15 protein-coding genes are annotated in these 14,950 nt (G+C 61.1%); 10 read left to right on the forward strand and 5 right to left on the reverse strand.

Going from position 1 to position 14,950, the window contains the following annotated elements; translation table 11 throughout:
- Positions 1-5: 5 nt before the first annotated feature.
- The 8 genes from ribH to VC35_RS17265 all read left to right on the forward strand — a co-directional run bounded on the left by ribH (position 6) and on the right by VC35_RS17265 (position 5,500).
- Complete coding sequence (gene ribH, locus VC35_RS17230) at positions 6-482, forward strand: 6,7-dimethyl-8-ribityllumazine synthase (protein ID WP_003228649.1); 477 nt, start codon at positions 6-8, stop codon at positions 480-482.
- On the forward strand, positions 479-979 hold the full coding sequence (gene nusB / locus VC35_RS17235; RefSeq protein WP_003185935.1) for a transcription antitermination factor NusB: 501 nt from the start codon (positions 479-481) through the stop codon (positions 977-979). The genes ribH and nusB overlap by 4 nt, the downstream gene beginning before the upstream one ends.
- Before the next feature lie 178 nt (positions 980-1,157).
- Positions 1,158-2,123, forward strand: coding sequence for a thiamine-phosphate kinase (thiL, locus tag VC35_RS17240; protein ID WP_046041643.1), 966 nt, complete (start codon positions 1,158-1,160; stop codon positions 2,121-2,123).
- Complete coding sequence (locus VC35_RS17245) at positions 2,120-2,623, forward strand: phosphatidylglycerophosphatase A family protein (RefSeq protein WP_007970166.1); 504 nt, start codon at positions 2,120-2,122, stop codon at positions 2,621-2,623. The genes thiL and VC35_RS17245 overlap by 4 nt, the downstream gene beginning before the upstream one ends.
- 53 nt (positions 2,624-2,676) lie before the next feature.
- Positions 2,677-3,432 (forward strand): substrate-binding periplasmic protein, encoded by a 756-nt coding sequence (locus VC35_RS17250; RefSeq protein WP_046041644.1) that lies wholly within the window; start codon positions 2,677-2,679, stop codon positions 3,430-3,432.
- Between the two features lie 234 nt (positions 3,433-3,666).
- Positions 3,667-4,284 carry a GTP cyclohydrolase II gene (gene ribA, locus VC35_RS17255; protein WP_046041645.1) on the forward strand — a complete coding sequence of 206 codons (618 nt, stop codon included), beginning with the start codon at positions 3,667-3,669 and terminating at the stop codon, positions 4,282-4,284.
- Complete coding sequence (locus VC35_RS17260; RefSeq protein WP_046041646.1) at positions 4,281-4,700, forward strand: hypothetical protein; 420 nt, start codon at positions 4,281-4,283, stop codon at positions 4,698-4,700. The genes ribA and VC35_RS17260 overlap by 4 nt, the downstream gene beginning before the upstream one ends.
- The gene (locus tag VC35_RS17265; RefSeq protein WP_046041647.1) at positions 4,700-5,500 is read left to right on the forward strand and encodes a cobalamin-binding protein; all 801 of its coding nucleotides are present in this window, start codon (positions 4,700-4,702) and stop codon (positions 5,498-5,500) included. Before VC35_RS17260 ends, VC35_RS17265 begins: the two co-directional genes overlap by 1 nt.
- Positions 5,501-5,649: 149 nt before the next feature.
- Here VC35_RS17265 and VC35_RS17270 read toward each other — a convergent pair whose 3' ends face one another.
- The 5 genes from VC35_RS17270 to VC35_RS17290 all read right to left on the reverse strand — a co-directional run bounded on the left by VC35_RS17270 (position 5,650) and on the right by VC35_RS17290 (position 12,095).
- Positions 5,650-7,533, reverse strand: coding sequence for a TonB-dependent receptor domain-containing protein (locus tag VC35_RS17270; protein ID WP_046041648.1), 1,884 nt, complete (start codon positions 7,531-7,533; stop codon positions 5,650-5,652).
- A 157-nt stretch (positions 7,534-7,690) separates the two neighbouring features.
- Positions 7,691-9,589, reverse strand: a complete 1,899-nt coding sequence (dxs, locus tag VC35_RS17275) for a 1-deoxy-D-xylulose-5-phosphate synthase (protein WP_046041649.1) — start codon at positions 9,587-9,589, stop codon at positions 7,691-7,693.
- A gap of 91 nt (positions 9,590-9,680) precedes the next feature.
- On the reverse strand, positions 9,681-10,568 hold the full coding sequence (locus VC35_RS17280) for a polyprenyl synthetase family protein (RefSeq protein ID WP_046041650.1): 888 nt from the start codon (positions 10,566-10,568) through the stop codon (positions 9,681-9,683).
- On the reverse strand, positions 10,565-10,807 hold the full coding sequence (locus tag VC35_RS17285; RefSeq protein ID WP_007970180.1) for an exodeoxyribonuclease VII small subunit: 243 nt from the start codon (positions 10,805-10,807) through the stop codon (positions 10,565-10,567). The genes VC35_RS17280 and VC35_RS17285 overlap by 4 nt, the downstream gene beginning before the upstream one ends.
- Positions 10,808-10,949: 142 nt before the next feature.
- On the reverse strand, positions 10,950-12,095 hold the full coding sequence (locus VC35_RS17290) for a Fic family protein (protein ID WP_046041651.1): 1,146 nt from the start codon (positions 12,093-12,095) through the stop codon (positions 10,950-10,952).
- A 279-nt stretch (positions 12,096-12,374) separates the two neighbouring features.
- Between VC35_RS17290 and VC35_RS17295 the strand changes: the two genes are divergently transcribed.
- Complete coding sequence (locus tag VC35_RS17295) at positions 12,375-13,166, forward strand: YfaP family protein (RefSeq protein ID WP_046041652.1); 792 nt, start codon at positions 12,375-12,377, stop codon at positions 13,164-13,166.
- 39 nt (positions 13,167-13,205) lie between these two features.
- Positions 13,206-14,918, forward strand: a complete 1,713-nt coding sequence (locus tag VC35_RS17300; protein WP_046041653.1) for a DUF2138 domain-containing protein — start codon at positions 13,206-13,208, stop codon at positions 14,916-14,918.
- Positions 14,919-14,950: the final 32 nt, after the last annotated feature.

Raw genomic sequence — 14,950 nt, forward strand, 5'->3', positions numbered from 1 at the left:
ATCGAATGACCCTGAAGACCATCGAAGGTACCTTCATCGCCCCTAAAGGCCGCTACGCTCTGGTAGTGGGCCGTTTCAACAGCTTCGTCGTTGAAAGCCTGGTCAGCGGTGCAGTTGATGCCCTGGTTCGCCACGGCGTGAGCGAAAGCGACATCACCATCATCCGCGCGCCTGGCGCCTTCGAAATTCCGCTGGTTGCGCAGAAAGTCGCCCAGAAAGGCGAATTCGCGGCAATCATCGCCCTGGGCGCGGTCATTCGTGGCGGCACTCCGCACTTCGAATACGTGGCTGGCGAGTGCACCAAGGGCCTGGCCCAGGTGTCCATGGAGTTCGGCGTTCCGGTCGCTTTCGGCGTCCTGACCGTTGATTCCATCGAGCAAGCCATTGAACGTTCCGGCACCAAGGCCGGGAACAAAGGTGCTGAAGCTGCCCTGTCCGCTCTGGAAATGGTCAGCCTGCTGGCGCAGTTGGAGGCCAAGTGATTAGCGACGAAAGCGATCGTTTCAACCCGCGCGATCCAAAGCCTGCGGATGCCGGCAAGCCATCGAAAAGCGTCAAGCGTCGCGAAGCCCGTCAGCTCGCAACCCAGGCGCTGTACCAATGGCACATGGCCAAGCAGTCGCTGAACGAGATCGAAGCGCAGTTCCGGGTCGATAACGATTTCAGCGATGTCGACGGCGCGTACTTCCGCGAGATCCTGCACGGGGTTCCGCAGTTCAAGACCGAAATCGACACCGCGCTCACGCCATGCCTGGACCTGACCATCGAAGAGCTGGACCCGGTTGAACTGGCCGTTCTGCGCCTGTCCACCTGGGAGCTGCTCAAGCGCGTCGACGTGCCGTACCGCGTTGTGATCAACGAGGGTATCGAACTGGCCAAGGTCTTCGGTTCCACCGACGGCCACAAGTTCGTCAACGGTGTGCTCGACAAGCTGGCCCCGCGTCTGCGTGAAGCTGAAGTCAAGGCGTTCAAGCGCTGATTAGCGCTTGGATCTAGTGTCCTGTCTCGCCGATACGTTCGTTTTTTAGCGAGTGACTGGTGTTGTCAGACAAGGCGCCGCGACGAGTCATAGCGTGCTATGGCGAGGAGCGGCAACGCAGTATGGCGACACCAGACGCCGCTAAAAAATGAACAGTATTGGTGAGACAGGATACCCAATGGGTGAGTTTGAGCTGATCCGCAATTTCTTCGCCGCCGCGCCTTGTGCGCAGGGCGGCGAAGGCGTTGCCCTCGGGATTGGCGATGACTGCGCCTTGCTGGCTGTTCCCTCCGGGGAACAGATGGCGATCTCTACCGATACGTTGGTGGCCGGCGTGCATTTCGCCGATCCCTGCGATCCGTTTCTGCTCGGTCAGCGCTCGCTGGCCGTTGCGGTCAGCGACCTGGCCGCCATGGGCGCTACCCCGATTGCCTTTACCCTTGCCCTGACCTTGCCGACGGTGACCGCCGATTGGCTGCAAGCCTATGCCCGAGGTTTGAACCAGATGGCGCGAAGCTGTGGCGTGGCGCTGGTGGGCGGTGACACGACCCGCGGGCCGTTGAGCCTGACCATGACCGTGTTCGGGCGCGTGCCGGCCGGTCTGGCGCTGACCCGCAGCGGTGCGCAACCGGGCGACCTGCTGTGTGTCGGCGGCAACCTGGGCAATGCCGCCGGTGCCTTGCCCTTGGTGCTCGGCCAGCGCACAGCCGAAGCGAGCATTGCCGAGCCGTTGTTGGCGCATTACTGGTCGCCGCAACCGCAGCTCGGCTTGGGTCAGGCGCTACGGGGCAAGGCCACTTCGGCAATGGATATCTCTGACGGACTGCTCGCGGATTGCGGGCATATCGCGCTGGCGTCGAAGGTCGGTATCGAGGTCGAGCGGGATCGTTTGCCGCTGTCGCAGAGCCTGGTCGACTTTCTCGGCCAATCGGATGCACAGGTTGCGGCCTTGAGCGGCGGCGACGATTACGTCCTGGCCTTCACCTTACCGTCCGTCGAGTTGCCGCTATTGCTGGCCGATGGCTGGCCGATCCATGTGATTGGGCGCGTCGTGAATGGGCAAGGTGTGACACTGCTGGATGCCAACGGACAAGACATCACCCCGCAAGCCCGGGGTTATCAACATTTTCGGGAGTCACCGTGACAGATCATCCCAAACAGGTTCCGGCGGAATTCGTACCGCCGTCGGTCTGGCGTAATCCATGGCATTTCCTGGCGTTCGGCTTCGGCTCCGGCACCTTGCCAAAGGCGCCTGGCACTTGGGGGTCGCTGGTTGCGCTACCCTTTATTCCGTTGTGGCAAATGCTGCCCGACTGGGGTTACTGGCTGATGCTGGGCATCACCATGCTGTTCGGCTTCTGGCTGTGCGGCAAAGTGGCCGACGATTTGCGGGTACACGACCATGAAGGCATCGTTTGGGACGAAATGGTCGGGATGTGGATCACCCTGTGGCTGGTGCCGGAAGGTTGGCAGTGGTTGCTGGCGGGTTTCTTGATGTTCCGCTTCTTCGACATTCTCAAGCCATGGCCGATACGCTGGATTGACCGGCACGTACATGGCGGCGTGGGCATCATGCTCGATGATGTCCTGGCCGGGGTGTTCGCCTGGTTGGCGATGCAGGGACTGGTGTGGTTTTTCGCCTGACCGGGGATTTCCAGGCGTTGATCATGAGAGCTGTTTATCGGGGGAAGCGGGGGATGGCTGTACGCGGATTGATGGTGATGGCGTTCGCGATGTTTTGCTCTTTTGTCCAGGCGGGGGGAGGGAGTGCTGCGCCGCCGTCGGTGATTCATCTGGCCAGCGAAGACTGGGAAGACTACACCGCCGCTGACGGTCATGGACTGGGTTGGGACGTACTACGGCAAGTGTTCGAGCCGGCGGGCGTCAAGGTCGACATCCGCACCGAACCCTACTTGCGTTCGCTGGGCCTGGCCGAACGTGGCGAAGTCGATGCCTGCGTCGGATCCTATCGTGACGAGTCCGAGGGTGTGCTCTATCCCCATTGGAGCTTCGACACCGATCACATCTATGCCCTGGGCCTGGCCAGCAGTCCGGTACCCACCCCGCAAACCCTGGGCAATTATCGACTGGCCTGGGTCCGCGGCTACGACTACCAGGATTACTTGCCCAATGTGCGCCACTTCGACGAAGTGCAGCGGCGTACCGGCATCGTGTCGATGCTGATCCACAATCGTGCCGACTTCTACATCGATGCCCTGACCGAAGTCGATTATGTCATCAACCGCGCCAAGGATCCGTCCCAGCTGCGGCGCACCCATATCGCCGAGTTGCCGCTGTATCTGTGCTTCGCCAAGACCCCGAAGGCGCGTACGTTAATGGCCCTGTTCGACCAGCGCATGGAGCAACTGGTGAAACGCGGCGAGCTGAAACCGATTTTTGAACGCTGGAAACAGCCGTATCCGTTTGATTCGAATGCTTCCCAGAGCCGATGACCGACACAGAACCCTGTGGGAGCGAGCTTGCTCGCGATGGCAGACTTTCCGTTGACGAATACGCTGCTGATACACCGCAATCGCGAGCAAGCTCGCTCCCACAGGGTATGTGCCGGGGCGTATATCAAACATTTTGATAGTTATCGCCGATAATTCAGCCTAAGCGTCCTCCGGAACCTGCTGTTACAATGCCGGCTCTGCGAATCTTCAGACTTTTAGATCAGGAGCACACCGGTGCCTGTCGCTTTTGTCGCCGCTTGCAAGCTGCCAACACCTTTTGCGCAATTCACCATGCATGGCTTTCTCGATGAAGCCACCGGCCGCGAGCACGTTGTGCTGAGCCTGGGTGAGTTCGATGACGGTGCCCCGGTACTCGGCCGGTTGCACTCCGAATGCCTGACGGGCGATGCCCTGTTTAGCCAACGTTGCGACTGCGGCTCGCAACTGGAAGCTGCCTTGCAGGCCATCGCCCGTGAAGGTCGTGGCGTGTTGCTCTACTTGCGTCAGGAAGGCCGTGGCATTGGCCTGCTGAACAAGATCCGCGCCTATGAGCTGCAAGATGGCGGCGCCGATACCGTTGAAGCCAACGAACGTCTGGGCTTTGCCGCCGACCAGCGTGACTACGCCATGTGCCTGCCGATGCTGGAGCACATGGGCGTGAAGTCCCTGCGCCTGATGACCAACAACCCGCGCAAGGTCAAAGCCTTGACCGACATGGGGATCGTGGTCGCCGAGCGCGTGCCGCTGCACACCGGCCACAACCCGCATAACCGACTCTACCTGGCAACCAAGGCAAGCAAGCTCGACCACATGATGGGCAATGAGCATCAGGGCGAGGTTGACCGGGCGTGACCCGCGGTCAGGTGCGGCGGCGACTGTCCGTCAACTGGTGGCAATACCTGGCACTGGCCTTGTTGCCGCTGTTTGTGATCAATGCGCTGTTCGGCCAGGGCGAAGCCATTCTGCCGGTGCTGGCGATGCCGTTGTTCATCGCCGGAGTCGCCTCGATGTTTGTCAGCCTGAAGTTTTTCGGCGCCTACAAACACGCGCTGATCGCCACCCAGAAAGCCCTCGATACCCCTGACGAACCTGCCGCCTGGATCAGTCTGGCGGCCAAGCGGCGCACCGCATTCCTGGCCGCCGGGCTGCCGGCCTGGATCGGTGCCCTGGCGGTGTTCGTCGGTCTCGAAGCCGTGCCGCTGATGTTGCTGGCACTGTCGACCGCCGTGCTGTTCTACCTCTACCGTATTCCGCGTCAACTCGGTTGATGCGCGCGCTCTGGCTGGCGGTGTTGCTGCTGGCCGCCAGTGGCCCGGCCATCGCGGTCGAACGGGTTGTCAGCCTCGCACCGTCGCTCTCTGAAATCGTCGTTGAATTGGGTTCCGCCGACCTCTTGGTGGGTGTGCTGGACGCTGGTGAACGACCTGCCGAACTCAAGGGCCTGCCTTCCGTTGGCCGCTATGGCCAGCTGGATATGGAGCGCTTGCTCAGCCTGAAACCCGATCTGTTGCTGCTATGGCCTGGTAGCGTCGGCCCGGCCCAGCGTGACCAGCTCAAGCGACTGAATATTCCCACCTACGTCGCCGAACCCCACAGCCTGGACCAGCTTGCCGCACAGATTCAGACCATAGCCGCTCAGCTCGGTCGACCTGAGCGCGGAATTTCATTGGCCAGCGATTTACGCCAGCGGCTGGATGAGTTGCGTCAGCGCTATCGCCGGGACAAGCCGTTACGAGTGTTCTATCAAGTCTGGGATCGGCCGCTGTACACGGTTGGTGGTGAACAGATCATCAGCGATGCGCTGGAGGTCTGCGGTGCGCAAAACGTGTTTGCCGACCTGAAACTGCCGGCACCGCAAGTCAGTGTGGAAGCGGTGTTGCAGCGCAATCCCGAGGTGATTCTGGCCAGCGAACAGGCGCAGCTCGATGCGTGGAAAGCCTGGCCGCAGGTGGCGGCCGTGGCACAGGGACAGTTGCGCCTGGTGACGGACAAGGGCCTGGAGCGGCCGAGTGGGCAGATGATTGAGGCAACTGCCAAACTCTGCCAGTTGATTGCACCGAATTTGTAACTGTGGCGAGGGAGCTTGCTCCCGCTGGGCTGCGAAGCAGCCCAAAAACTAACACTGCAATTTGTCTGATTGCCCCGGTCAGCGTTGATTGCGACTGCTACGCAGTCGAACGGGAGCAAGCTCCCTCGCCACAATGATTCGCGCCAGCCTCAGCTCTCCGGCGTCCAGGTCACCCCGAACATCCACGCCCGACCTTCCTCGCGATACCCGTACTGGCTACCTTGGAAGCTGTACAGCGCCCGGCTGTAACCCTTGTCCAGCAGGTTATCGACCTTCAGCTCCAGTTGGACTTCACGATTGAGCTCCCAACTGCTGCGCAGCCCCAACAAGGCATAACCATCCAACGGTTGTTGATTGTTCAAGTCGTCATAGCTGCTGCTGACCGCTTGCCAACTGGCGCCGAGGCCCAGGCGATCGAACTGACGGTCCAGATCCCAGCTCAAGGTGCGCCGCGCGCGACGGGCCAGGGTGTGGCCCGTGTCACGATCTCGTGGGTCGATGATCGCCACGCCCAGATTGCTCTGCCAGCCGAACAGTTCCTGCTTCAGCGCGGCTTCGAAGCCGTTGATCCGCGCCGAGGCGACGTTTTCAGGGCGTGAGTTGCTGCCGAAAATGATCGCGTCTTCAAGGTCGGTGCGATACAGCGACGCCTCCAGGCGACTGTTCTCGGTCAATTGGCTGCGCCATTGCAGCTCATAGCTTTTCGAGGTTTCAGGCTTCAGGTCGGGGTTGCTGAAGTCCGGGTAGTACAGGTCGTTGAACGTCGGCGCGCGGAAGCCTTCGCTGTAGGTCAGCAGCACTTCGTTGTCCGGGTTCAGCGGCAGGGTGAAGGTGCCACTCCAGGTGTTCTGGCTGCCGAACTGCTGGTTATCGTCGTGACGCAGGCCCAACTCCGTGGAGAAACTGTCTGCCTGAAAGCGATGCTGGATAAACGCGGCTCGGTTCCAGCGGCTGTCTTCGTCGAACGCCGTGGTGCTGTTGATCCGGTCTTCGTACCAGTCACCACCGAGCATCAGGCTGTTGCGCTCGTTGAGCGTCAGGTCGTTCTGCCAGGTCACCGAGTCGCGATAGGTGTTGAATACGGTGCGTTCATCGCTGAGCTTGTCGAGGGTCTTCTCGCGGTTTTCACTGTGGCCGACATCAACGCGGGTTTTCCAGAGATCGTTGATCCGTGCATCGACATAGCTGCTGACACTGCTCACATCGAAGTCGCTGTAGGGCTGTTGCTGGACCGACTCGAACGTATTCATGTCGAAGCGGCCGAACGGGTTGTCGAACTCGCTCTTGCCACGGTTATCCAGCAGGTTGGCGCCGACTTCGATGTCTTCCGTCAGGGCGTGACTCAGGCTCAGGCTGAGCGACTTGTTACGATATTCGTCATGGTCGCCATCACTGGGATACGACTCATGGGTGCGATTGATGCCGGCGGTTTCATCGAGGCTGGCGCCGAGGTTGAAGCGGGTTTGCTCATCACCGCCGGACAAACCGAGACTGCGCTCCCATGTCTGGTTGCTGCCAAATCCCATGTGCAATCGAGGTTGCAGGCCTTGCTCACCACCACGGCGGGTGAAGATCTGGATCACCCCGCCAATCGCATCGCTGCCATAAATCACCGAGCGGGAGCCGCGCAGCACTTCCACGCGCTCGACCTGCTCGATATTGATGTGTTGCAGGTTGCTGTCGCCGGAGGTCGAACTGCCGATGCGTTGGCCATCCACCAGCACCAGGCTCTGGGCCGACTGGGTGCCACGGATGTAGACACCCGGAATGCTGCCGCGCCCGCCGGACTGCGAGACTTGCACACCCGGTACCCGCCGCAACAGGTCAGTGACGCTATCGGGTTGCAGGCGATCGATGTCTTCGCGGGTGAATACGGTGTTGGCGGCGCTACTGTCGTTACGCGCTTCGACCTGGCGGTTGGCGCTGATCAACACGTCGGGCAGCTTCAGGGCCTGGTCGCGTTCGAAGGTGTCGGCCAGCAATTGACCGGCCGGCAGCAGGGTCAGCGTCAGGGCGAAGGGGGAGAGTTTCATGGGGAGTCCGTTGGTGCTTTGAGGCGAATACAGTTTTGATAGACGCTGAAAACCACTGTGGGAGCGAGCTTGCTCGCGATAGCGGTGTATCAGTCAGCATTTGAGTCGACTGACAGGCCGCCATCGCGAGCAAGCTCGCTCCCACAGGGTTTTGCGTTTAGATGTTGAGCAGTTGCAGGCGCTCACGAATGGACGCTTCGATTCCCGCCTCATCCAGACCGCACTCAGCCAGCATTTGCGCAGGCTTGGCGTGTTCGACGTAAATGTCCGGCAAGCCCAGGTGCAGCACCGACTTGAGGATGTTTTCGCGGGCGAGGAATTCGCTGACCGCGCCACCGGCGCCGCCCATGATCGCGTTTTCTTCGACGGTCACCAGTAGCTCGTGGCTGCCGGCGATTTCGCGAACCAGCGCTTCATCCAGCGGCTTGACGAAACGCATGTCGACCACGGTCGCGTCCAGCGTCTCGGCGACTTTCAGGGCTTCGGCCAGTTGCACGCCGAACACCAGCAGGGCGACTTTGCTGCCCTGGCGGCGGACTACGCCTTTGCCGATCTCGATAGGCTCGAGGTCTTTCTCGATGGTCGCGTTCGGGCCGTTGCCCCGTGGATAACGCACCGCCGCCGGGCCTTCGTACAGATGGCCGGTGGTGAGCATCTTGCGCAGCTCGTTTTCATCGCTCGGGGTCATCACCAGCATGCCGGGGATGCAGCGCAGGTACGAAAGATCGAAGCTGCCGGCGTGAGTCGGGCCGTCTTCGCCCACCAGACCGGCGCGGTCGATGGCGAACAGCACGTCGAGATTCTGCACGGCGACGTCATGCACCAATTGGTCGTAACCGCGTTGCAGGAACGTCGAGTAGATTGCCACCACCGGTTTCGCGCCTTCGCAGGCCATGCCGGCGGCAAACGTCACCGCGTGCTGCTCGGCAATGGCCACGTCGAAGTAGCGCAGCGGGAAGCGTTCGCTGAAAGCGACCAGGTCCGAGCCTTCCTTCATCGCCGGGGTAATCCCGACCAGGCGTGGATCGGCAGCCGCCATGTCGCACAGCCATTCGCCGAACACACCGGAGTACTTCGGCCCGCTGGCCTTTTTCGGCGCGGCGGCCGGGGCGTCCAGGGGTTCAAGTTTGGTGATGGCGTGGTAACCGATCGGGTCGACTTCCGCTGGGGCGAAGCCTTTGCCTTTCTTGGTGACGACGTGCAGGAACTGCGGGCCTTTCAGATCGCGCATGTTGCGCAGGGTGGCGATCAGGGTCGGCAGGTCGTGGCCATCGATCGGGCCGATGTAGTTCCAGCCCAGCTCTTCGAACAGCGTGCCGGGAACCAGCATGCCTTTGGCATATTCTTCGGTCCGACGGGCGATTTCCCAGGCACCGGGCAGGCGCGACAGCACTTTCTTGCTGCCTTCGCGCATGCTCGCGTAGGTGCGGCTGGAAAGGATCTTCGCCAGGTAGTTCGACAAGCCACCGACGTTGCGCGAGATCGACATGTCGTTATCGTTGAGGATCACCAGCATGTTGGCGTCCACTTCCGGCGCATGGTTCAGCGCCTCGAACGCCATGCCCGCGGTCAACGCGCCGTCGCCGATCACCGCGATCGCCTTGCGCTCGCTGTTTTGCAGGCGGGCGGCAATCGCCATGCCCAGCGCGGCACTGATCGAGGTGCTGGAGTGGCCGACGCCAAAGGTGTCGTACTCGCTCTCGGAGCGGCGCGGGAACGCAGCGACGCCGTCCTTCTGGCGCAGGGTGCCCATGCGCTCGCGGCGACCGGTGAGGATCTTGTGTGGATAAGCCTGATGACCCACGTCCCACACCAACCGGTCGTCCGGGGTGTCGAAGACGTAATGCAGCGCGATGGTCAGCTCGATCACGCCCAGGCCGGCACCGAAATGCCCACCGGTCTGGCCGACCGTGTAGAGCAATTCCAGGCGCAACTCATCGGCCAGGGTTTCCAGCTCGGCTTCGCCTAACCGGCGCAGGCCGTCCGGCGTGTTCGCGCGGTCGAGCAGGGGCGTGGTCGGGCGCTTGCGGGGAATCTCATGAAACGTCGTGGGCATCAGGCGAATCGTTATAGGTATAAAAGATGCGGCAGTTTACCTGATGCTTCGCCCCCTGCCCACGCGTTGGTCTTTTTTGGCGCAATCGCCGTCAGCTGCGGCGATCGACGATATACCGGGCCAGATCGCGCAACGGCTCGGCCGCCGCGTCAAACGGTCGCAGCGCGTGCAGGGCCTGATCGCGCAGTTCCAGGGCATAGGCCTTTGCGGCGTCGAGGCCGAGCAGGGCCGGGTAGGTCGGCTTGTCCCGGGCAATGTCGGCGCCCTGGCGTTTGCCGAGGGTTTCGGTATCGCTTTCGACGTCGAGAATGTCGTCCTGAACCTGGAATGCCAGGCCGATGGCCTGTGCATAAGTCTGCAGGGACTTGAGTTCGTCTTTCTCGGCACGGCCGCTGGCCAGGGCACCGAGCTTGACGCTGACCTCGATCAACGCACCGGTCTTGTGCCGGTGCATGTACTCCAGGGCTTGCTGGTCGAGCTTCAGACCGACCGAGCCGAGGTCGATGGCCTGACCGCCGACCATGCCCGCCGGGCCTGCGGCCAGTGCCAAGGCGCTGACCATTTGCAGGTGGACCTCGGCGTCCAATGTGCTCAGGCGCGGGTCGAGCAGGGCGCTGAAGGCCAGGCTCTGCAAGCCGTCGCCGGCGAGGATCGCGCAGGCTTCATCGAATTTCTTGTGGGTGGTGGGCTGGCCGCGACGCAGATCGTCATCGTCCATCGCCGGCAAATCGTCATGCACCAGCGAATAGGCGTGGATCAGCTCCACGGCACAGGCCGCGCCGTTGGCTTGCTCGGCTTTGCCGCCCAACGCTTCGCACGCGGCGTAGGCCAACAGTGGACGCACCCGTTTGCCGCCATTCATCACGCTGTAGCGCATGGCTTCATACAGACGCGCCAACTCGGGGCCCGGTGCAGTGAACAGGGTTTCCAGAGCCGCATTGACGCGGGCCTGGCTGGTTGCCGAGTACGCTGCAATCATTCTGGTTGGTCCGCGTCGAAGGGTTCCTCGGCCAGCTCGCCATCACGCTCGAGCAGCACCTGAACCTTTTGCTCTGCCTGGGCCAGCGCCGCCTGGCAATCGCGGGTCAGACCGATGCCTTGCTCGAAAGCGGCCAGCGAGTCCTCCAGCGACAATTCGCCATTCTCCAGACGCTCCACCAGCGTTTGCAGGTCGGCGAGGGACTGTTCGAAATCCAGTGCAGCTTTTTTGCGGGCCATGGCGGCGATTTCCGGTTGACGTTAAACCGGCGCGACACTAGCAGATAGGGGGGGTATGGGCAAATGAGCGGGGGGATTTGCTGTCGCAATTTCTGGATGAACAAACACTGTGGAGAGGGAACAAGCTTCCTGTCTACAGGCATCAGGTGTCCGTCGTATCGGGGTATTTGATCTGGTACCGGGTACTGCGCCCACCACCGGGCAGGCGTTGCAGGCAGTCTTTGTTCAGCAGTTCGCTCAGATGACGGGTCGCGGTCGCTTTGGATACTTTGGCGACGGCCTGGTACTGAGCCGCACTGATGCCGTGCTCGAAGCCTCTTTCGCCGCCATCGAGCAAGCGATTAAGTACCTTTGTTTGCTCGGCCGACAGCTCGGATCTCTGGTGTGCCTGCCAGAATCGCGCCTTACCCAGCACACTGTCGATCCGCGTCATGGCTTGTTGCAGGCTGCGCAGAAGAGTTTGCAGGAACCACTCCAGCCACTCAGTGACATCTGTCGTAGCCTTTTGACTGGTTTCCAGCACCCGGTAGTAACCGGTGCGATCCTCAAGAATGCTTGCCGACATTGCGTAAAAACGAATCGCCTGAGCCTCGCCCTGTGCCAATGCCAGATCGGTGATGGTGCGTGTGAGGCGACCATTGCCGTCGTCAAAAGGGTGGAGTGTGACAAACCAGAAGTGTGCGATGCCAGCACGCAGCAATGGGTCGAGTCCGGCCTGGTTTCGGCCGCTCTCAAACCAGTCGAGGAAGATTTCGAGTTGACGCTCAAGGCCCAGTCGAGGCGGCGCTTCGAAGTGCACGGTCGGCTTGTCGAGACGACCGGAGACGACCTGCATCGGTTCGTCGCCTCGCAATGCACCGACACGTATCGCCCGGGCGGCGAGGTCGCCGTCCTGCTCTGGAAACAACCATTCATGCCAGTGCAGCAAGCGATCCAGCGTCAGCGGCTCGGCAAAATGCTGCGTAGCATCGAGCATCAATTGCGCAAGACCTTCACTGCGTTGGCTGACTCTATCGCCATCAAGTAGATCCAGGCCCAAGCGTCGAGCCAGCGACGAACGAACGGAGCCGACGTTCAGTTGTTCTCCTTCAATGGCCGATGAGGTGACGATGTTTTGCAACAACGCATCCAGCTCACTTTGCACGCTCAGCGAACTGCCCACGGAACTGGCCATGCCCATTAGCCGACCTTGAGCTTGAACGCACTCGCGTAACAAGGGCGCCAGGCGTTCGGCATTCCAGGTGAACCCCGGCCAATCAGGCTGCTGCCATATCCATTGAGGTGTCATGAACTTGATGCTCTAAGTGGGAGGTGAGCCGATTGGAAAGGTTATTCGGCTCACATAATGAGCCGAATATGGCGCGTATTCGGCTCACCGTCCACCCGTTATCGTGATTCCCACCGCAATTTCGGAGCTATCCGATTGTTAAAAAACATCCGAATGGCTAATCTTTGCGCCATCTACGACCCAATAGTCACGGGTCTTTCAGACGAAACGCAGTATTCACATCTGTGACGCGCCCAGGATCAGGCGCAAGGTTTCGTCCTGCATGGCAGGAGGCGTCGCATGCGCTCATTTCTTTTGCTGCTGATCGGGCTGGTTTTCGCGCCCGGGATTCTGGCTGCGCCGAATGCCGAGTTGTCGGAGCCGGTGGGCGGCTGGCGTTACAACGGTCTGCTGGACCGTAGCGAAAACCCGCAAGTCGCCTATCCCACGCCGCCGATTGATCGGGGCGTACAGCGCAATCGCACGATGATCGAAGGCCAACTGAAGGCCCTCGGCACCCAGCGCGGGCCGCACACCTTGGCGGTCAACGGCAATCCGCTGAATCTCTATACCGACGAGCAAGGGCGTTTTGCCCGGCCCTATGCGTTTGGCGCCGGCTCCAACAGCGTCGAAGTGCGCAGCGCCGAAGGCCAGTCCCTCAAGCGTGTTCAATTCTATGAAGCCAACAACCTGCGCACCCCGGCGCGGATTCGCGTGGTGCTGGGTTGGGATGATCCGAAAGCCGAACTCGACCTGCATATTGTCACGCCCGATGGCCAGCATGCCTTCTGGGCGCACCCGGCCTTGACCAATGGCGGCGGCCTCGACCCTGACGGCGTCGATGGCCCGGGTCCGGAAATGTTCACCATGACCGCACCGCTACGTGGCACCTATCTTGTTTACGTGAACTATTGGGGCAACTTCGGCAGCGGCGGCTATAACTTCGATGAGTCCGGCAATCAGAACGAGGTCATTACCTCGCAAATCAATCTGGTGCTCAACGAAAACACCGTCGATGAAAAACGCGAGACGTTCATCGTGCCCCTGCGCGCAATCGGCGACCTGCTGCTGGTCAAGACTTTCAACTACTAAGCATCCCCGCTCCACGGATGAACATCGGGTTTTGTGAACATGAGTGATAGCACTGTTACTCCGGCCGCTGGCGCACCAGCGGCCAAATCTTCCCTGCATTGGCCGACGCTGCTGATCGGGATATGCCTGGTCGTTGGCGTGGCTGCTGGGTTGGGGTGGTTCATGCACAAACCCAAGGCCCCAGCGCCTGTGTTGGCCAGTGACAAACTGGGCATGAGCCGCCCGGATGGCCTGCTGGAAACCCATTCCCTGAGCCAGTTGCCCAAGGACCTGCTGGCGGTGCCGTTCCTCAAGGAAACCCTGACCGAAGACTTCGTCTTCTATTACGAAACCCATGCCGACCGCCTGGGGTTGATCGGCAGCTTGCGGCGAATCATCTACGAACATGACCTGAAACTGCAGGACACCTTGATCGAGCAACTGTTCGATCAACCGGCGGACGTAGCGTTGTGGCGCGGGGCGGATGGGCGGCTCAAGGATTTCCTGCTGGTGATGGATCGCGGCGGGCTGGCCAAGGTGCTGGAGCCGCTGGCCAAAGTGGCGCTGGACGACTCGCAGTTGAGCAAAGTCGCTGACGTGAAGGTCGGCACCGACGACGTGGGGCTCTATCAACTCAGTTACAACGCGAGCAAGGCGCTGCTGTTCGCGTCCCATGGCGACAAATTGGTGGTGCTGTCCAATCCGGCGAAACTCTACGATCCGCAAAGTGGCGCAACGGAAGAATCGGGCAGCGTGTCGACCACGGCCATTGCCGCGTTGCTCAATGGCGACAAACTGTTCCCCGAAGCCTTCGGCCTGCCGCCTCGTACGCCGGAGGTGAAACAACGCCTGTCGGTGAATGCCAGCGTGCTGGCCATGGGTTATCAGCGCTTCATTCCGAATTTCGCCGGTTTGCGTTTCGACATGGACGACAAGGGCTGGCACAGCTTCCTGGCCATGGATGAACTGGAGAATCAGCCGGACTTCGATTTCAAACCGATCTGGCAAGCCATGCCCATGGGCGCCAGCGCTTGCGTGGCGTTGCCGCTGGCTGCCGAGCAACAGAAACCGCTGCTGGTGAAACTCGGTGCCGAGGAGAAGGTGGCTCAGGCGCTGACCGAACACATGGCCGGCGCGGCGGGCCTGTGCTGGTATGCCGATTCGCGGTTGTATACGCCCTTGCTGGTGGCAAGCCTCAACGATGACGACAGCGGCAAACTCGATGGGGATTTGGGCAGCCTGTTCGGCTCGATGGTCGGCGCCTACGAGAGCAATGTCGAAGAAGGGGCCTTCCCGGTGGCGGAAAAACAGGAAGGCCAGAGCCACCAGTGGCAACGTCAGGTCAGCTCCAGTTTCGGTCCCTATGCGGTCAAGGACGCTCAAGACCCCGACGCCATCACCGGCAAGGCGTTCATGAAAGTCAGTCTGGCGCGGCATGGTTCGACGCTGCTGTTTTCCCTCGACGACAAGCTTGTGGACAAGGCCCTCGGCACCCTCGACAAACGCTTCCCGCCGATGGCCGATGTGGTGCCCAAGGACCTGCTGATGCCGGTCTATTTCGGCCCGGATTCCATGGCGCAACTGATGCAGCAGGAAACCCTCGACAGCCTGCCCCAGGACATGGAGCCGGTGTTCTACAACGCCGCGCAAACCTACCTGATCCCAAAACTGCGCAAGCTCGGCGGCTACGGTAAATACGCCCTGACCTTGCCCGAAGGCAGCGAGCCGGACGGCCACTGGCAGTGGCTGCCGCTGGAGTGGAAAGCCCTGTGACGGCATTGATCCGAAGTCTCGGCCTGCTGGCC

This window comes from Pseudomonas fluorescens, from assembly GCF_000967965.1.
GTDB lineage: Bacteria > Pseudomonadota > Gammaproteobacteria > Pseudomonadales > Pseudomonadaceae > Aquipseudomonas > Aquipseudomonas grandcourensis.